This window comes from Streptomyces sp. 5K101 (assembly GCF_046506645.1).
Lineage (GTDB): Bacteria > Actinomycetota > Actinomycetes > Streptomycetales > Streptomycetaceae > Streptomyces.
Genome location: NZ_JBKFFO010000015.1, coordinates 42,714 through 60,263, shown reverse-complemented (window position 1 = coordinate 60,263; position 17,550 = coordinate 42,714). Strand labels below are relative to the sequence as shown.

Here is a 17,550-nt window from a genome sequence, read left to right as displayed (position 1 = left end):
CCGCCCGCCCCTGCCCCGTAAGACCGTGAGACGGCCTTCAGGCCCCGCGTCAGAGCCGTGAGCCGCCCGTGGCGTCGATGTACTGCCCGGTGACCCAGCGGGACTCCTCGGAGGCCAGGAAGCCCACGACGTCCGCGATGTCGGCCGGCTGCCCGATGCGGCCGAAGGCGGAGAAGCCCTCCAGGAAGGCGGCGCCCTCCGGGGTGGAGCGCAGGGGCGCGTTCATGTCCGTCTCGACGAAGCCGGGCGCCACGGTGTTCACGGTGATCCCGCGTCCGGCGAGCTCCTTGGCGAGGGCCAGGGTGAAGGTGTCCACGGCGCCCTTGGTCATCGAGTACGCGATGGCGTCGGGGAACGCGATCCGGGTCACGCCCGAGGAGATGTTGACCACGCGCCCGCCGTCGCGCAGCAGCCCGAGACCGCGCTGGACCAGGAAGAACGGCGCCTTGACGTTCACCGCGAAGAGCAGGTCGAAGTCGGCCTCGGTCACCTCGTGGATCCTTGCCGTCGGCCCGAGCGCGGCGTTGTTGACCAGGACGTCGAGCCCCGGCTCCGTGCCTTGCGCCGCCATGCCCTCGCCGAAGCCCTCGTAGAGCGCGGCCACGCCGTCGCCGGCGGCCAGATCGGCGCGCACGGCGAAGGCCCGCCCGCCCTCGGCGATGATCGACTCGACCGTCTCCTTCGCGGCCGCGTCGTTGCTCCCGTAGTGGACCGCGACGAGGAAACCGTCCCTCGCCAGCCGCTGCGCTATGCCGCGGCCGATCCCCCTGCTCGCCCCCGTGACCAGCGCTGTCCTTGCACCCGAAGCAGTCATGCGACCGCCCTCCCCTTCGAAGTGATCGATTGTCGCGCGTGATGATGCGGCGGCCGTCCGGCGGACGTGCCGCCCACCCGAAGGCCCTGCCGGAAGGCCCTGCCGGAAGGTCCTACCGGAAGTTCCGCCGGAAGGCCATGCGGCACATTCCTAGCCGAAAGCTGCGCCGGAAGACCCTGCGGCAAGGCTCCACCGGACGTTCCGCCGGACGTCCTAGGCGCCTGCGGCACCCACCCCGGCCGCCAGTGCCGCGCCCTCCTCGCCGTCCCCCTCGGCGGCCCGGGCGGATACCCGGGCGCCGCGGTCGGGCCTGGTGTCCAGCCGGCCGAGGATCCCAGGGACGGCGATGGCGGGCAGCATGTGGTCGTACATCAGGCCAACCTGGCGCTCCAGACACGAGATGTCGGACGAGGCCTGCGAGGTGAGCGAGAGGCCGGTGAAGGCGCCGACGAGGATGCCGGCCGTCTCCTCGGGCAGCACGTGCGGAAGCAGTTCGCCCTGCGCCTTGGCCTGGCTGAGCAGGCTCGCGACCAGTTCCGTCCACTCGCTGTACGGGGCTCCGAAGAGGTCCCGCGAGCTCTGGTCGGCGGCGAGACGTGCGGCCGCGCGCAGGACGACCTCGCGGGGCAGCCGGTAGGCCAGCACCATGCTGACGTCCACGACTTCCTGGAGCTTGGACGGCTGCTCGGGGACGCCCTCGGTGGTCACCGCGTAGGCGAGGACCCCTCTGGCCAGGTCTTCCTTGGACGAGAAGTGGAAGTACAGCGCGCCCTTCGTCACGTCGGCGCGGGCCAGGATGTCCGCGATGGTCGCGGCCTCGTAGCCCCGCTCCGCGAAGACGGTGGCGGCTGCCTCAAGGATGGTCGCGCGAGTCCTGGTCGCGCGTTCCTGACGTGCCATCAGGCCTCCTCTCACTTCCCGTTCGCTTTCAAGTTCTTCTTGAGTTTGCCGCGGATCGATTGACAAAACAAACCGGGCAGTCCGTATCTTAGCAGGGGAACGGACGGCCGTTCCCACGTAGAAGGTCTACGAGCCTGGGGGGTTCTATGTCTCAGTTGTCCATCCATGCCCGAAAAAGGACCACGCGCAAGATCCGCCGGTCGGTTTCGTCGCCGGCCTCCGCGGTGGTCTCCACGGTCGGCGCCCGGCCGAGCGGACCGATCACGCCGAAGTTCGTGCACCGCGTCGCCGAGGACGACATCCTGATCACGTCGTGGACGCGACTGGGCGAGGACCGATTCCACCTCTCCGCCGACTGGACGGTGGCACACGGGTTCTTCGCCCCGGCACCCCGGGCACGGCACAACGAAATGCTCGTGGCGCAGACCATCCGTCAGGCCGGTCTGCTGCTGGCGCACGCGGGGTTCGAGACCCCCACCGCCGACCAGTACCTCATGAACAAGCTCCAGTACTCCTCGGATCCCGCCTACCCCACGGTGGACCTGATCATGGACGCCGTCGAGATCGACGTCCGGTGCGTCCCGTCCGGACGCCGCAGCCTGGACATGCACTTCGTGTTCTCGCACGACGGCACCATCTTCGTGACCTGCAGCGCCGCGTTCAGCTGGGTGCCGGCGAACGTGTACGGACGGCTGCGCGGAGCGTACGCCTCCGCCCGGCCGGGCGGTGCACCGGCCCCCGTCGCTCCGGCGCTCGTCGGCCGGCGCGCCGAGGACGAGGTGACGCTCGCGCCCAGCGACGTGCCCAGCCGGTGGGAACTGCGCGGCGACACCGGGCACCTGGCCCTGCTGGACCACCCGGTCGACCACGTGCCGGGTCTGGTCCTCGTCGAGGCCGCCCACCAGGCGGCGTTCGCCCACGCGGGGCCCGAGGGCTTCGTGCCGACGTCGACCTCCATCGTGCCCACGAAGTACGTGGAGTTCGACGCCCCCTGCTGGATCGAGGCGCGCGACACACAGGGCGCGCTCCCCGGCAGCAGGGCGATCGAGGTGACCGGGGTCCAGCACGGTGAGCTCACCTTCCGCTGCGTCCTCACGTCCTGCGTCAACTGGCCGCCCGCCGTGGGCGAGTGGTAGGAGCACGATCCGTCGGTCCCGTACGTGACCGACGCGAGGAGGAGGCCCTGTCCGGGGTGTGGACAGGGCCTCCGGCCTGTGGGGGGCGACGCTCGTCAGCCGCGGATGACGGTCTTGGTGCGCATCAGGAACTCGCCCAGGTAGCCGTCGTGCGGCACACTGCGGTCCATCCAGTGGGTCGGGTGGTCCCCCAGGTGGACGTTGCAGATGGTCGGGTCCTCCACCAGCGCGTCGACGAGGTCGGCGTGCGCCCCCACGTCCCCGGTGATCACGCCGAGCACGAGGGTCTCGCGCAGCGACGCGATGCCGTCGGCGGCGCTCCACGGCGCCACCCACACGCACGGGAAGGGGAGTTCGACGCGGTGCTGACCGCCTTCGGTGCCGGCGAGTTCGTGCACGGCGGGCCGCAGCACGGCACTGCCGTCCGGCAGTTCCTCGACAATGCCGTCCCCGCCGAGGTGCGCGGTGGTCCCGGCGGCCTGCGCGAGGAGGTAGCGCTCGAGATTCCGCGCGGTCTCGGCCGGCTGCACGGGCAGGACGGCCTTCTCGTCCTCGGGCGGCAGCGACGGCAGCGCGGCCAGCCGCTCGGCGAGCGCCGCGGCGAGCGGTGCCGGGTCGCCCTCGACGAACACGGCGGTCGTATTGACGCACTTGACGCCGCCGTGGTGGGCCACCGAGTCGACGATCGTGTCCAGGTGCTCGCGCCAGTCGGCGTCCGCGGTGACGAGGATCTTGGAGCGCCCGGGGCCCTGGGCGAGCACCGTCGTGTCGGCCGCGTACTTGCGGACCACGTCGTCACCGCCGTAGCTGACGCTCAGGTCGGCGCCGGCCATGACCTCGTCCGCGACCGAGTGGTCCGTGGGCAGCAGGACGACCTGGTCGTCGCCGAAGCCCGCGGCCCGCAGCGCGAGCACCAGCCGGTGGGGGGTGAACGGCTCGCGGCGCGAGGGCCGTACGGCGACCCGGTAGCCGAGTGCCAGTGCCTCCAGCCACAGGGCGTGCGGCGCCGGGTGGTTGCCCGCGGCGTTGACCGCGAGCACCTCGCCGCGCCGCGTCCACACGGCGCGGCCGGTACGGGTCAGCGGGTCGCGCCAGTCGGAGACGGCGCCCGTGGGGCGGGCGTTGTACGACGGGGTCAGCACGCGCTCGGCGGAGTCGGCGATCTCGTCGGCCGCCGACCGTACGGCCTGCAGCGGCACACCGCAGATGCGCGAGACGGTCCGCTCGTACTCCGCGTACGACAGCCCCCCGACCTCCTGCTTGCGGAAGATGCGGCCCGCGCGGGAGAGGGCGGCGAGCCGCTGTTCGTGCGGCAGCGGGCGCGCCGTGCGCAGCGCGGCCATGGCACGGGAGACGAACAGCGCGGGGACGAGGCTCAGTGCGGCGGCGGGGGCACCGGCCAGGTCGGAGACGGTGAGCCGCTTGCGGGACCGATAGGGCCCGTTCGGGCCGAGCGCGTCGAGGGCGACCGGTTCGGCGGTCATCAGTAGACCCCCTCGATGACCTTCTCGTCGTCGAACTCGCGCACCGGTGCGATGTCCGCGACCGAGTCGCCGACCTGGCCCTCCAGCGGGCGGATACGGGTGGCGAAGTCCCGCTCCAGGTTGTTCGGCAGGAACAGGCTCTTGCCGACGTAGTTCATGACGACCCGGCCGCGCTCGCCGTACTCGACGGGCCTGCGGGCCTCCAGGTCGATCACGTTGTACGTCATGTACGGCGAGAACGGGTCGTAGACGCACGGCTCGTCGTCGCTCAGACCGGGGCGCTCGCTGACGTGGCCGAGGGTCATCGTGTTGCCGAAGCCGCTGTAGAGCGCGATGCCCGGGTACAGCTCGGTGCGGTACAGGTGGCGGGTGTCGGGGTCGAGCTGGGTGCCGACCCACATGATCGCCTTGACCTTCTTGCGGACCAGCTCGACGAGATCGTCGCGCCGGCTCAGCCGCTCCAGCACCGGCGGCGTCAGCATCAGGACGCCGATGTCCTGGGAGGCCAGCGTGTGCGAGAGCTGGTCGACCAGGTGGTCGGTGTAGAGGTCGGCCTCGGTGTCGGCACCACGGGCGATGATCTTCTTCACCCAGCGCGGGTCCACGTCGATCGTGAACGACAGGCCGCCGCGGGCCGCCACCAGCTGCTGGAATGTCGCGCCGACCATGTGCGGGCCGGACGGGATCGACAGCAGCCAGTTCACGTCGTGCGGCACGCCGTGGGCGTCGAGCTGCGCGCTGCTGTGCGCGATCAGCATCTCCAGCCACTCCTGGAGCATGACCACGCGCTTCGGCGCGCCCGTCGTGCCGCCGCTGTCGAAGACGCCGACGACCTTCGGGCGGGGGCCGTAGCCCCGGGGGATCAGTTCCTCCGCGCGGACCTCGCGCAGGGACTTGGCCACGTTCGGGAACAGCTTGAGGTCGTGGAACCCGCGCACATCGGCAATGGGGTCGAACTCCAGCTTCTGCGCCTGGGCCAGCCAGAACGGCGAACCGGTCTCCGGCGAGAAATGCCAGCGGAGTGCCGCGCGAAGGAATTCGTCCGGGTCCGGCGTGACACCGTACGGCAGCTCGAGAATGGGATCGATGGCGGACACCGATGTGCTCCCTTCGGGAAACAACAAGAGCAAGAACAAGTCACCTTGTCCTCATCATTCAAATGCCCGCGCATCGACCCCGCAAAGACGGCCGATTTACTCTGTCATGTGACCGGCGAACTGAATTGACGGAACGTCATTATTCCTGCGTGGAAAGGGAAACGGAATCGAGGATGCCGTCCGCCCAGTCCGCCGAGTAGGCGCGGAAGTCGGGGAAGCCGCCCTGCTGCGGGTCGGCCGTCCACCGGAAGTCGGCGCCGGGATTGTGCACGTCGACGCCGGCCGCCGTGAACAGGTGCGGGCTGCCCTGGACCCGCGGGCCCCGCGCCACCGCCCAGTCGCGGTACACCGCGGCGCGTCCCTCGCCCCGTTCGACGGCCGAGGCGAGGGCCTTCTCGTCGACGAGCGGGCACGCGGCGGCGACGGCGAGTATCTCGGCCGTGAGGCTGATGCAGCGGCCCTCGCCGTAGAAGGCGTGGCGCAGCGCGGTGTCGAGCTGGTCGGACGCGCGCAGCCCGCCGACGGCCGGGTCCTTGGCCGCCTGGACGGCCTCCATCGCCGGCAGGGTCGTCACCGGGTAGGTGTACTCGGCCGAGGTCCACAGGCGCCAGCCCAGCGCGGGCACCTTGGCGCCGATCGCGACCACCTCGGCGTCGATGATCGGCTTCGGCGTGGACTGGCTGTTGAACAGCTCCAGCGGGAACACCCGGTGGTCCACGACGAGGTCGTCGCCGCGGCGCTCGGCGGTCGCGTGCAGCGTGTGCAGGGCCAGGGTGGCCCAGGGACAGCCGATGTCCGACCAGACGGTCACGGTGCGGGTGTCGGAGGAGAAGAGCGCGTCGTCCGCCGTCACGGGCAGGGCCCGGGCGTCGGCCAAGGGGTTCATCAGGGGTCCTCTTTCCTGGAGTCCGGGCCGTGCCTCAGGGGGTGTCCGGCGGATCAGGGCCGGACAGGACGCGGCGTCCGGGGGAGCGTCGTGGCCCCGGCCGAGGTCCGCCGGACACCCCCCGGGGCCGGGCAGACCACCACCGTCGGCCGTGGCGCGGCACCGTCAGTGTGACCGGCGGCACGCCCCGGCGCGCAGCGCACACCGGGGACTTCGTCAGCTCTCCCCGCGCCGACCAGGCAAGAGGGGCCCACCGGGTGGACGGCGGGCCCCTCTTCACGTACCGGCGTCGCGGCTCAGCGCGCGGCGCGCTCCCGGTACCGGTGGGCAACCCGCACCGCGTGCGTCGGCCCGGCCGGCACGTCGGCGGCGCGGCCCGACGCGAACTCCTTGCGGAGCACCGGGAGTACCTCCTCGCCGAACAGGTCCAGCTGTTCCAGCGCGGTCTTCAACGGAATCGCGTGCGCGTCGACGATGAACAGCTGCCGCTGGTAGTCGCCGAACGTCTCGCGGAATCCCAGGGTCTTGTCGATGACCTCCTGCGGGGAGCCGACGCTCAGCGGTGTCTGCTCCATGAAATCTTCCAGACCCGCGCCGCCGTACAGCGGGGCATTGTCGAAGTAGGGGCGGAATTCCCGGACCGCGTCCTGGGAATTCCGCCGCAGGAAGAACTGGCCGCCGAGTCCCACGATCGCCTGCTCGGGCGCGCCGTGCCCGTGGTGCGCGTAACGCTCCCGGTACAGATTGACCAGCCGGACGAAATGGTCCTTGGGCCAGAAGATGTGGTTCGCGAAGAAGCCGTCGCCGTAGTACGCGGCCTGTTCGGCGATCTCCGGGGAGCGGATGGAGCCGTGCCAGACGAACGGCGGCACCCCGTCCAGCGGCCGGGGCGTCGCCGTGAAGCCCTGCAGCGGCGTACGGAACCGGCCCTCCCAGTCCACCGTCTCCTCGCGCCACAGCCGGCGCAGCAGCGCGTAGTTCTCGACGGCGAGCGGGATGCCCTGCCGGATGTCCTTGCCGAACCACGGGTACACGGGTGCCGTGTTGCCGCGGCCCATCATCAGGTCGACCCGGCCGTCCGCGAGGTGCTGGAGCATCGCGTAGTCCTCGGCGATCTTCACCGGGTCGTTGGTGGTGACCAGCGTGGTCGCCGTGGACAGGATGATCCGCCGCGTCCGCGCGGCGATGTGGCCGAGCAGCGTCGTCGGGGACGACGGTACGAACGGCGGGTTGTGGTGCTCGCCGGTGGCGAACACGTCCAGGCCGATCTCCTCGGCCTTCTCCGCGAGCGCCACCATCGCCTTGATGCGCTCGTGCTCGCTGGGCGTGCGGCCGGTGTGCGGGTCCCTGCCCACGTCCCCGATGCTGAATATGCCGAACTGCATGCTGTCCATCCCCTCTCCGCCACCGCCGGTCCCGGCAGCCCGGTGACACGGTTCCTCCGGCGGCCCGGGCCGTGTTTTCCGGCCTCCGGGCCGGGTTCCTCCGGCCTCCCGGGTCGGGCCGGGTCGGCGCCGCGTGCCGCATGCACCCGGCCGCCGGCCCGTGCGGTGGCCGGCCCGCCGGTACGGGTCCCCGCGGGAGGAAGGGCTCGTCGCCCTCCCTCCGCCGCCTGCCTCACGGCGCCCAGTGTTCCCTCGCGGGTCCCCACGCCGAACCGCTGCACCGCTACTCCGTCAGGTCCGGGGCGCCCCAAGGCGGTTGGCCGCCGGCATCCAGCCGCCCCGAGGACGTTGGCCGTCGTCATCCGCAGCGGACCACGGCGGTTGGCCCCCGGCATCAGGCGCGCCACGACCGTTGGCCGCCGCCGTCCGCGGCGGACGTGGCGCATGGCCGCCGGCATCCGCGGCGCGCCGAGGCCGTTGGGCCGCGGGCATCCGCGGCCGACCGTGGCGCATGGCCGCCGGCATCCGCGGCGGACCATGGCGGTGGGCCGCCGCCATGAGGCACCCCACCATCGTTGGCCGTCGGCATCCAGCCGCGCCCAGGCCGCTGGCCGCCACCATCCTCGGCGGACCACGGCGGTTGGCCCCCGGCATCAGGCGCGCCACGACCGTTGGCCGCCGCCGTCCGCGGCGGACGTGGCGCATGGCCGCCGGCATCCGCGGCGCGCCACGACCGGCGGCAACCGTCAGCGGACGGCCAGCGCGGCGAGGTACGAGTCGACGTTGCGGCGGGTCTCGGCGACGCTGTCGCCGCCGAACTTCTCGACGACGGCGTCCGCGAGCACCAGCGCGACCATCGCCTCCGCGACGATCCCGGCGGCGGGCACCGCGCACACGTCGGAGCGCTGGTGGTGCGCCTGCGCCGGCTCACCGGTGCGGACGTCGAACGTGGCGAGCGCCCGCGGCACGGTCGCGATCGGCTTCATCGCCGCCCGCACCCGCAGCACCTCGCCCGTCGACATGCCGCCCTCAGTGCCGCCCGAACGGCGCGACGTGCGCCGCACACCCTCCTCCGTGGCCACGATCTCGTCGTGCGCCTTGGAGCCGGGCACCCGGGCCAGCTCGAACCCGTCGCCCACCTCGACGCCCTTGATCGCCTGCACGCCCATCAGCGCGGCGGCCAGCCGCGCGTCCAGGCGCCGGTCCCAGTGGACGTGGCTGCCGAGGCCCACCGGCACCCCGTACGCCAGCACCTCCACGACGCCGCCGAGCGTGTCGCCGTCCTTGTGGGCCTGGTCGATCTCCGCGACCATCGCCCTGCTCCCGGCCGCGTCCAGGCAGCGCACCGGGTCGGCGTCCAGCCGCTCCACGTCGCCGGGGACGGGCAGCAGCCCGGACGGCGTCCGCGCGGCGCCCAACTCCACGACGTGGGACAGGATCTCGATCCCGGCCGTCCCGGCGAGGAACGCACGGGCGACCGCGCCGAGCGCGACGCGCGCCGCGGTCTCCCGGGCGCTCGCCCGCTCCAGCACCGGGCGCGCGTCGTCGAAGCCGTACTTCTGCATGCCGGCCAGGTCGGCGTGACCGGGCCGCGGACGGGTCAGCGGGGCGTTGCGGGCGAGGCCCGCCAGGATCTCCGGATCGACCGGGTCCGCCGACATCACCTGCTCCCACTTGGGCCACTCGGTGTTGCCGACCATGACGGCGACCGGCCCGCCCTGGGTCAGGCCGTGCCGGACGCCGCCGAGGAAGGTCACCTCGTCCCGCTCGAACTTCATCCGCGCGCCGCGGCCGTACCCGAGGCGCCGCCGCGCCAGCGCGTCGGCCACCACCTCCGTGGTGACCGGCACACCGGCGGGCAGCCCCTCCAGCGTCGCGACCAGCGCCGGGCCGTGCGACTCACCCGCGGTGAGCCAGCGCAGACCACCCATGATCAGACCAGTCCGGCGGGCACGGGCGGGGCGACGTGGCCGGCGACGCCGACCTTGCTGCCGTGCAGCCACGCGACCTTGTCGTACATGTCCTCGGCGCTGAGGGAGGCCAGCATCGCGTTGCGCTCCTTGGCCGCCTCGCCCGCCGGGTGGTACAGCTGCCGGCCCATCTCGCGCGCCAGGAGCTGGGTCGCGGCCGTGCGCTCGCGGCGCTCGGCGTTGAACTTCTGGAAGTTCACCTCGAACTCGGACGCCTCGGTGCCGATCAGCTCGCCGAGCACGACCGCGTCCTCGACCGCCTGGCAGGCGCCCTGGGCCGCGTACTGGAGCATCGGGTGGGCGGCGTCGCCGACGAGCACGACCCGGCCGTCGGCCCAGGTGTCGACCGGGTCGCGGTCGCACAGGACCCAGCTGCGCCAGTCCTCGCCGAGGTCCAGCAGGCGCCGCGCGGTGTCGCCCAGCTCGGGGAACTCGCCGAGCACGTGGTCCTTGGCGACGGGTTCGCCGAGGACGGCCTTCGTCGCGCCGTCGTCGCGGGTGGCGGCCAGGTTGAGGAACTTGCCCCCGCCGATGGGGTAGTGGACGAAGTGCCACTTGGGCCCGGCCCACAGCGCGACGGTGTTCCAGCGCAGGTCCTCGGGGACCTGCTCCATCGGGATCACCGAGCGGTAGATCGTGTGCCCGGACACGCGGGGGAAACCGTCGCCGACGAGCTTCTTGCGGACGAAGGAGTTGATGCCGTCGGCGCCGATGAGCGCCGCGCCGGTGACCTCCTCGCCGGAGGTGAGGCGCACGGTGACGACGCCGTCGTTCTGCTCGTAGCTCACCACCGACGCATTGGTGCGCAGCTCGATCGTGTCGACGGTGCGGCACGCCGCCAGCAGCGGAGCGTAGAGGTCGATGCGGTGGACGACGGCGTACGGGTTGCCGAAGCGGCGGCGGTAGTCGCCGGTGAGCGGCATGGAGGCGACCTTCTCGCCCGTGGTGCCGTCCATGAAGCGCAGTTCGTCGATGTGCACGGCGCGGGCGCGGACCTCGTCACCGACGCCGAGCTGGTCCAGGGCCTGGAAGGCGTTCGGGCCGAGCTGGATGCCGGCGCCGATCTCGGTGAAGGTGTCGCGGGCCTCCAGGACGGTGACCCGGTGGCCCCGCCGGGAGATGCTCAGGGCCGCCGCCAGACCGCCGATCCCGCCGCCCGCAATGATGATGTCCGACATCTCGCTCTCATTTCTCGCTACGTGTGTCTGCTGGTCGTTGGGCGCTGCTGTGCCGTGCGATGCCGTACGGGCCGTGCCGCGCGCGTGCCGCCCGGTGCTGCTCCGTGCTCTCCGTGCTGGTCGGTGCTGGTCGGTGCTGCTCCGTACTGCGCGGTGCTGCTCGGTGCTCCTCAGTCGGCCGGCGGGGAGAAGCCGGCCTGCGGCCCGAAGAGCCTCGACAGCTCTTCGTGGAAGCCGGGGAACGTCTTGGCCACGCAGCCCGGGTCGTCGAGGGTGATCCCGGGCGTGCGCAGCCCGAGGACAGAGAAGGCCATGGCGATGCGGTGGTCGCGATGGCAGGCGATCTCGGTCGGCGCCATCCGTCCGGGGTGGACCGTGATCCGGTCCTCGCCCTCCTCGACCCGGATCCCACCCGCGCGCAGGTTCGCCGCGATCGCGGTGATCCGGTCGGACTCCTTGAAGCGCGCGTGGCGGATGCCGTGGACGGTGATCGGACCGTCGGCGAGCGGGGCCACGGCCGCCAGGGTCATGAAGGTGTCCGAGATGTCGCCCATGTCGACGTCGAAGCCGCCGCGCAGCCGTCCCGTGCCGGCCACCGTGGTGGCCTCCGCGCCGATCTCGACCTCGGCGCCGGTGCGGGCCAGCACCTCGGCGAACCGCAGGTCACCCTGCAGGCTGTCCTTGCCCAGGTGGGGCACGGTGACGGAGGTGCCCGTGACCGCGGCGGCGGCGAAGAGGTACGAGGCGGTGGAGGCGTCCGGCTCGATGCGCAGCACGGTGCCGGTGTAGCCCCCGCGCTCCACCCGCAGCCGGCCATCGGCATCGATCCCGACCTCGGCCCCGAACCGGCGCATCACCGCCGTCGTCATGTCGATGTACGGGCGGCTGACCAGGCCGTGGGCGGCGACGGTCAGCGGCTCGCGCATCAGCGGCGCCGAGAGCAGCAGGCCCGTGAGGTACTGGCTGCTGACGGAGGAGTCCAGCGCGATCTCTCCGCCCGCGAGGCCGCGCGCGGTGACGCGCAGCGGCAGTCCGCCGCCCTCGCCCGTCTCCACGCGGGCGCCCAGTTCGACAAGGGCGCGGGTGAGCGGGCCGAGCGGCCGGGCCCGCAGCTGGTCGGAGCCGTCGAAGTGGAACTCCCCCTCGCCCGCGGCCGCGAGGACCGGGAGGAAACGTGCCGCCGTGCCCGCGTCGGCGCACCAGACAGCCGCCCCGGTCCGCGGCGCGCGGCCGAGTCCGGTCACCGTCCAGCGGTCGTCGCGCACGGCGACGTCGACGCCCAGGGCGGTGAGCGCCTCGCGGAAGGCGGCCGTGTCGTCGCTGACCAGAGGGGCGGTCAGGACGCTCGTCCCCTCGGCGGCGGCGGCCAGCAGCAGGGCCCGGTTGGTCAGCGACTTGGACCCCGGGACACGAGCCGCGCGTATCGGGGACATCAGAGGGTCACTCCGCCGTCCAGCACCAGGTCGTGTCCGACGACGAACCTCGACTCGGGGCTCGCGAGCCACGCGACGGTGTCGGCGATCTCCTCGGTGCGCGCGACCCGGCCGGCCGGGGCCGACGTCTTCACGTGCTCCTCCCACTCGGCCCGGCCGTTGGTGGCCTCCACGTCGCCGGGGCTGATCGAGTTGATCCGGATGCCGTCGCCGATGTGTTCCTGCGCGGCGGTGCGGGTGAGCGCGGACAGCGCCGCTTTCGTCGAGGCGTAGGCGCCGAATCCGAGCCGGCGGCCGTTCACGCTCACATTCGTGGAGTGATTGACGATCACACCGCCGCCGTGTTTCCGCATATGGGCGATCTCGTGCTTCATCAGCAGCCAGACGCCGGTGAGATTGGTGGAAAGGACTTCACCCCATACGGCTTCGCAGGTCTCCGCGATCATATGGGGGTGGGGCACCCAACAGGCGTTGTTGAACGCGATGTGCAGTCCGCCGTGGCGTTCCACCGTCGTCTTCACGAGCCGGATGACGTCCAGTGCGTGCGTCACGTCGGCCATGACCGCGTCGGCGGTGCCGCACTCCTTCTCGATCAGGGCGACGGTGTCCGTCAGGTCCCGGGGTTCCCGCCCGGCGACCACCACGGTGGCGCCCTCCCTGGCGAAGGCCAGCGCGGTCGCTCTGCCGGTGCCGGAACCGCCGCCGGTGACGAGTGCGACCTTGCCGGTGAATCGTGCTGTCATCAGGATTCTCCTGGTAGCGGGCTGAAGGGCGGTGCTCGGCGGACGGGAAATGGGTTCCGACGATGGATCACCGCGAGTAATTCATTCCGTTCGCAAGAACGCGATACGAATCCCTCTGGAGTCCTGCTCACTCTGCGCCGCGCCGTGGCCACCGATCAATGCGCGCCCGGCTACTTCGTCAGTTGACGGGATATGCCCCTGGCCATGCGAAAGCCCCACATTCGCTTTCCGGGGACGACCCGTGGAAAGGAATGCGGGGCTCGTAGCCGCCCTGCGTCAGAACCGGGCCCCGGTGACGCTCAGCCGGCGCACCTCCTGCCCCAGAGCAGGCTGCGCGGCCGGCCGGGCCCGGTCGGCGAAGGTCTGCGGCACCGGCGCGCCGGCGTCGGGGTCGTGGTACGCCGTGGCCCGCGTCCGTCGGGGCCGGACCCGCCGAGGGCAAAGGCCCCGGCCTGGGCGAGTTGGCGCGAGGTCACGAGCTGTTCGCGGCCGCGCAGGTCGATGACGAGCCGAGGCCGGAGGCCTGCTGGGGCCGTGGCCGGAGGCCCGGGAACCGGCCGGCCGGAAGACCGTCCGAGGGCCGAGGCCGCGTCCGTCGGGGCCGGAAGGCCCGCCGAAGGCAAAGGCCCCGGCCGGGCCGATGGCCCGTCAGACGGCCGAGGCCGGGAGCCCATCGGGCCGATCCGGACGCCGACGGCCCCTGGGCGTCACCTGTGCGCGACCTCCGGTCGAGCCGCCCCGGCGCAGCCGGAGAAGCCGGCCCGTCCCAAGGACGGCAGGAGCCCCGGGCCCGTGCCCCGGGGACCCGGGGGCACAGGGGCCGGGGCGCGTGGCCCGGAGGGGCGGGGCCCCGGGAAGCGGAGGGCCCGCGCCCCGGAGGGCGTGGGGGTGCGGGGGCGCGGCCCCCCGCGAAATCAGGCCGCGGCCTCGAGGCCGCGCTTCAGCGCCGTGCCGATCTCCACCGCGCGACGCGCCTGGAACTCGACCGCCGCCAGGTTCTCCGCGCCGGGGACCTCGTTGTTGTAGCCCACGTGGCTGGCGCCGTACGGGTTGCCGTTCTTGATGTCGAACTGGATGCCGTCCGCGTAGCCGGGCGGAACGATGATGGCGCCCCAGTGGTAGAAGGTGTTGTTCAGCGCGAGGATCGTGCTCTCCTGGCCGCCGTGGGTCTGCGAGGTCGAGGTGAACGAGGAGACGACCTTGTTCACCAGCTTGCCCTTGGCCCAGATGCCGCCCGTGGTGTCGATGAACTGCTTGAGCTGGGCGGCCGGCAGGCCGTAACGGGTCGGCGTGCCGAAGAGGATGACGTCGGCCCACTCGAGGTCTTCCAGGCTCGCCACCGCGATGTCCTTCGTGGCCTCGCGGTGCGCGGACCAGGCCGGGTTGGAGGCGATGGCGGCCTCCGGAGCGAGCTCGGCCACCTGGCGCAGCCGGACCTCGGCGCCCGCCTTCTCCGCCGACTCGGCGGCGGCCAGGGCGAGCTTGTGGACGTTGCCGGTGGACGAGTAGTAAATGACTGCGACGTTCGTCACGGTGGTGCGCTCCTTGTCGGAATGCGGGGCATGGACGGTTCGGAACCGCACCTGACCCTCCCGCAGGATTCTTGAGCTCTCAATCGATTCGCGGCGATTTCGTCACGTGTACGGCCGGGGCCACGGCCGCGCAGGCGTCCTGACCCTGTCAAGACGGCACACCGGACCCGACGTCGTCATCTGACGAAGTATCGGGTGCTGGATACACGCTCCCTTGCGGCAGGCGTCACCCTGTCCCAGATAACGGAAGCCGGCAATCCGTGCGGTCGCTCCCGCCTCCCGGAAGTGCTCGTACACCCCCGGAACTCGACCGCCGGGTGGTTCCCCCCGCGGCCGTTGACCTTGTGATCGCCCGGATCCGGCGCGCCCACGGCCGCGCCGCCGCCGTCTTCCGCCCGGCCGATCCGACAAGGAGCCACGAGATGAGCAACGCTCGCTTCCATCCACGGCGATCCACAGGCCCCGTGCCCAGGGCCGGAACGCGCGCGGCCGTCCTGGGGTCGCCCATCGCGCACTCCCTCTCCCCCGTCCTGCACCGCGCCGCCTACGCCGCCCTCGGCCTGGACTGGTCGTACGCGGCCATGGAGTGCGACGAACGGCGGCTCCCCGCGCTGCTCGACTCGCTCGACGGCTCGTGGGCGGGCCTGTCCCTGACCATGCCGCTGAAGCGCACGGTGCTGCCGCTCGTCGACGAGGTGACGCCGCTGGCGCTGGACGTCGGCGGCGCGAACACGGTGATCCTGCGCGACGGCCGGCGGTACGGCGACAACACCGACGTCCACGGCATCGTCGCTGCGCTGCGCGAGGAGGGCCTGGGCGGCGACGGCCGGCCCGACGCCGTGATCCTGGGCGGCGGGGCGACCGCGTGCTCGGCGCTGGCGGCGCTGAAGGAGCTCGGCCAGACCGACACCCCTGTCGTCGTACGCGAACGCAGCCGCGGCGGGCAGGTGTGCGCGGCCGCCACCCGGCTCGGGGTGGCTGTGCGCTACCACTCGTTCGACGAGCTGGGCGACGCACTCGACGGCGCGCGCCTCGTGCTGTCCACGCTGCCGGCCGGCGCGGCGGATCCGTACGCCGGGGCGATCGCGCGCAGCGGCGCCGACGTCTTCGACGTCGTGTACGCCGACTGGCCGACGCGGCTCGCGAGGGCCGCCCGCTTCGGCGGGGCGCGGGCGGTCGGCGGGCACGCGATGCTGCTGCACCAGGCTGCGCGGCAGGTCGAGTTGATGACCGGCCGTTCGGACGTGCCGGTGGAGGAGATGCGCCGCGCGGTGCGGGCGGAGATCGGTCTCCGGGCCGCCTAGGCCGCCGTCTCTCGCACGGGACCTGCGGCGTACGGCCGGCTTCGGGAGCGGTGCGGCTCCCGGCCACCGGAGCGCGAGCCCTCGCGCCTCTTTCCGGCCGCCGGCGCCTGCTGCCGTGCCCGGAGCACGCCGGAGCCGCAGCGCGGGGAACGCCGCGGGCCGGCAACGGGGCCGTCGGACCCCGCTCTCTCAGGCGGAGCGGATCAGACTGCGTGCGGTGCGCTCCTCCTGGACGCGTGCGGCCGAGAGCACCACGATGGCGTGCGCCACGGAGCTGAGCGTGACATGCCGGTGCCAGCCGCCGAACGTACGGCCCTCGAAGTCCCGGACGCCGACGCGCGTGCTGATCTCGGCGAAGTCGCGCTCGACCCGTTCGGTGAGCCTGCCGAGCCTCAGCAGCACGGCGGGCGGGGCCTCGACCAGGTTGGTCAGCCACAGCTCCCCCGGCTGCCGCTCCCATCCCGACCAGGCGCCCGCCAGTTGCAGCGGCAGCCCGCCGCCCGGGGCGGGCAGGCTGACCCGCGTACCGGTCACGAGTGCCGAGCGGTTGATCGAGCTGTGCGGATCGACCCACCCGACCTGCCGGGACGCCTTCTTCACCCACTCGATCAACTGCTGGGCTTGGAGCTTGCGTTCGCCGTGGCCGGTGGACAGCGCCTCGCTGGGCACCAGCAACGTCGTGCCGCTGATGCGCAGGACGAACGGAACGCCCTTGCGCGCGAAGTTCCGTGCGAGCAGCGTGGCCTCGTGCTCGCGCGCGTCCATCACCACCGGACGGCAGCGAAGCCCCCAGGCGCGCAGCGGTTCCAGCACGGCGTGCAGGGCGACGGCGCCGGGATCGGCCTCGCCCTCGCCCTCGGGTATCTCCGCGCGCTTGCGCCTCTCCTTGTCCTGCAGCCAGTCCGCGGGAAGGATCAGCCGCCAGTTGATGGGCGCGCTCTGCTCCTCGTTGGCCAGCCAGACGCCGTACGACTTCTGGCTGTTGACGACCCGTCCGAGCTGCGGCACGAAGGACTCCTCCACCCCCACCGTGTGCTCGCCGGTCTTGACCACGTACATCGGCCGGGCCACCCAGGCCTGCGGCAGCAGCGTCCTGTCCAGGTGGCCGGCCAGTGTTCTGCGCACCGCGAGCCAGTCCCACGAGGACTTGCTGATGAAGTGGTGCAGGCGCTGTTCGGCCGCGCCGCCACCGATCACCGACGCGATGGACCGCATGGACTTGCGCCCGGGGATCGAGAGCAGTCCGGAGATGTACCACTCGCCGCGCTCACGCTGGTCCCGGCGCGGCAGTGACGTGAGCATGCGCTTCGAGAACTCGGTCACGAAGTCGTCGTCGACATCGCCCCAAGCGATGTCCGGTCGTCCTTCCCTGTCCTTGGTCCCTTCCACAGGGCCCCCTTCCCTGGATGTGACCTGGTCGGCCGAACCGCACGGCTCGCCGCGCGAAGTGCCAGACCTGGCCAACTCGACCACCATACCAAACCACGCAGTCGGTTTTTATTCGAAACAGGCCAAGCACACTCCGTCAGGTCAGCTGAGCAAGCCCGTGGCATATGCAGATGAAAGGGCGTCAGTAACCGTGAAGGGGCAGATGGAAGCCCCGAGACGTCGGCCGGCAGGGGCACCTCTCGGGGCTCACAAACAAGGGAGATGGTCGGTTTTTTGTCAGTAGTCGGACACCGGAAAGT

General features: G+C 72.2%; 14 protein-coding genes. 2 read left to right on the top strand and 12 right to left on the bottom strand.

Annotation, left to right across the window (positions count from 1 at the left end):
• Window positions 1-49: 49 nt before the first annotated feature.
• Together ACLB9X_RS26100 and ACLB9X_RS26095 are read right to left on the bottom strand one after the other, a co-directional pair.
• On the bottom strand, window positions 50-814 hold the full coding sequence (locus ACLB9X_RS26100) for an SDR family oxidoreductase (RefSeq protein ID WP_410362845.1): 765 nt from the start codon (window positions 812-814) through the stop codon (window positions 50-52).
• A gap of 213 nt (window positions 815-1,027) precedes the next feature.
• Window positions 1,028-1,714, bottom strand: a complete 687-nt coding sequence (locus ACLB9X_RS26095; RefSeq protein WP_410362844.1) for a ScbR family autoregulator-binding transcription factor — start codon at window positions 1,712-1,714, stop codon at window positions 1,028-1,030.
• A 224-nt stretch (window positions 1,715-1,938) separates the two neighbouring features.
• Here ACLB9X_RS26095 and ACLB9X_RS26090 point away from each other — a divergent pair, with 224 nt between their 5' ends.
• Complete coding sequence (locus ACLB9X_RS26090) at window positions 1,939-2,850, top strand: ScbA/BarX family gamma-butyrolactone biosynthesis protein (protein ID WP_410362843.1); 912 nt, start codon at window positions 1,939-1,941, stop codon at window positions 2,848-2,850.
• Between the two features lie 95 nt (window positions 2,851-2,945).
• Here ACLB9X_RS26090 and ACLB9X_RS26085 read toward each other — a convergent pair whose 3' ends face one another.
• The 9 genes from ACLB9X_RS26085 to wrbA all read right to left on the bottom strand — a co-directional run bounded on the left by ACLB9X_RS26085 (window position 2,946) and on the right by wrbA (window position 14,558).
• Entirely contained in the window at window positions 2,946-4,334 is a 1,389-nt protein-coding gene (locus ACLB9X_RS26085; protein WP_410362842.1) for an aldehyde dehydrogenase family protein, read from the bottom strand.
• Complete coding sequence (locus ACLB9X_RS26080) at window positions 4,334-5,431, bottom strand: phenazine antibiotic biosynthesis protein (RefSeq protein ID WP_410362841.1); 1,098 nt, start codon at window positions 5,429-5,431, stop codon at window positions 4,334-4,336. Before ACLB9X_RS26080 ends, ACLB9X_RS26085 begins: the two co-directional genes overlap by 1 nt.
• Window positions 5,432-5,570: 139 nt before the next feature.
• The gene (locus ACLB9X_RS26075; protein WP_410362839.1) at window positions 5,571-6,317 is read right to left on the bottom strand and encodes a DsbA family protein; all 747 of its coding nucleotides are present in this window, start codon (window positions 6,315-6,317) and stop codon (window positions 5,571-5,573) included.
• A 296-nt stretch (window positions 6,318-6,613) separates the two neighbouring features.
• Window positions 6,614-7,702 (bottom strand): LLM class flavin-dependent oxidoreductase, encoded by a 1,089-nt coding sequence (locus ACLB9X_RS26070; RefSeq protein WP_410362838.1) that lies wholly within the window; start codon window positions 7,700-7,702, stop codon window positions 6,614-6,616.
• 746 nt (window positions 7,703-8,448) lie between these two features.
• Window positions 8,449-9,633 carry a chorismate synthase gene (gene aroC / locus ACLB9X_RS26065; RefSeq protein ID WP_410362837.1) on the bottom strand — a complete coding sequence of 395 codons (1,185 nt, stop codon included), beginning with the start codon at window positions 9,631-9,633 and terminating at the stop codon, window positions 8,449-8,451.
• Window positions 9,634-9,635: 2 nt separating this feature from the next.
• A complete protein-coding gene (locus ACLB9X_RS26060; protein ID WP_410362836.1) occupies window positions 9,636-10,850 on the bottom strand; it encodes a 3-hydroxybenzoate 6-monooxygenase in 1,215 nt (404 codons plus the stop codon).
• A 170-nt stretch (window positions 10,851-11,020) separates the two neighbouring features.
• A complete protein-coding gene (aroA, locus tag ACLB9X_RS26055) occupies window positions 11,021-12,283 on the bottom strand; it encodes a 3-phosphoshikimate 1-carboxyvinyltransferase (RefSeq protein ID WP_410362835.1) in 1,263 nt (420 codons plus the stop codon).
• Window positions 12,283-13,026, bottom strand: a complete 744-nt coding sequence (locus tag ACLB9X_RS26050) for an SDR family NAD(P)-dependent oxidoreductase (RefSeq protein ID WP_410362834.1) — start codon at window positions 13,024-13,026, stop codon at window positions 12,283-12,285. The genes aroA and ACLB9X_RS26050 overlap by 1 nt, the downstream gene beginning before the upstream one ends.
• A gap of 914 nt (window positions 13,027-13,940) precedes the next feature.
• The gene (gene wrbA / locus ACLB9X_RS26045) at window positions 13,941-14,558 is read right to left on the bottom strand and encodes an NAD(P)H:quinone oxidoreductase (RefSeq protein ID WP_410362833.1); all 618 of its coding nucleotides are present in this window, start codon (window positions 14,556-14,558) and stop codon (window positions 13,941-13,943) included.
• Window positions 14,559-14,980: 422 nt separating this feature from the next.
• Between wrbA and ACLB9X_RS26040 the strand changes: the two genes are divergently transcribed.
• Window positions 14,981-15,862 carry a shikimate dehydrogenase gene (locus ACLB9X_RS26040; protein ID WP_410362832.1) on the top strand — a complete coding sequence of 294 codons (882 nt, stop codon included), beginning with the start codon at window positions 14,981-14,983 and terminating at the stop codon, window positions 15,860-15,862.
• Window positions 15,863-16,051: 189 nt separating this feature from the next.
• Here ACLB9X_RS26040 and ACLB9X_RS26035 read toward each other — a convergent pair whose 3' ends face one another.
• Entirely contained in the window at window positions 16,052-17,251 is a 1,200-nt protein-coding gene (locus tag ACLB9X_RS26035; protein WP_410362831.1) for an IS701 family transposase, read from the bottom strand.
• Window positions 17,252-17,550: the final 299 nt, after the last annotated feature.

What these genes read in the sequence shown, in the direction of transcription:
- ACLB9X_RS26100 (WP_410362845.1), bottom strand. Translation starts at nt 814, where the DNA reads ATGACTGCTTCGGGTGCAAGGACAGCGCTGGTCACGGGGGCGAGCAGG.
- ACLB9X_RS26095 (WP_410362844.1), bottom strand. Translation starts at nt 1,714, where the DNA reads ATGGCACGTCAGGAACGCGCGACCAGGACTCGCGCGACCATCCTTGAG.
- ACLB9X_RS26085 (WP_410362842.1), bottom strand. Translation starts at nt 4,334, where the DNA reads ATGACCGCCGAACCGGTCGCCCTCGACGCGCTCGGCCCGAACGGGCCC.
- ACLB9X_RS26075 (WP_410362839.1), bottom strand. Translation starts at nt 6,317, where the DNA reads ATGAACCCCTTGGCCGACGCCCGGGCCCTGCCCGTGACGGCGGACGAC.
- ACLB9X_RS26070 (WP_410362838.1), bottom strand. Translation starts at nt 7,702, where the DNA reads ATGCAGTTCGGCATATTCAGCATCGGGGACGTGGGCAGGGACCCGCAC.
- aroC (WP_410362837.1), bottom strand. Translation starts at nt 9,633, where the DNA reads ATGGGTGGTCTGCGCTGGCTCACCGCGGGTGAGTCGCACGGCCCGGCG.
- ACLB9X_RS26060 (WP_410362836.1), bottom strand. Translation starts at nt 10,850, where the DNA reads ATGTCGGACATCATCATTGCGGGCGGCGGGATCGGCGGTCTGGCGGCG.
- aroA (WP_410362835.1), bottom strand. Translation starts at nt 12,283, where the DNA reads ATGTCCCCGATACGCGCGGCTCGTGTCCCGGGGTCCAAGTCGCTGACC.
- ACLB9X_RS26050 (WP_410362834.1), bottom strand. Translation starts at nt 13,026, where the DNA reads ATGACAGCACGATTCACCGGCAAGGTCGCACTCGTCACCGGCGGCGGT.
- ACLB9X_RS26040 (WP_410362832.1), top strand. Translation starts at nt 14,981, where the DNA reads ATGAGCAACGCTCGCTTCCATCCACGGCGATCCACAGGCCCCGTGCCC.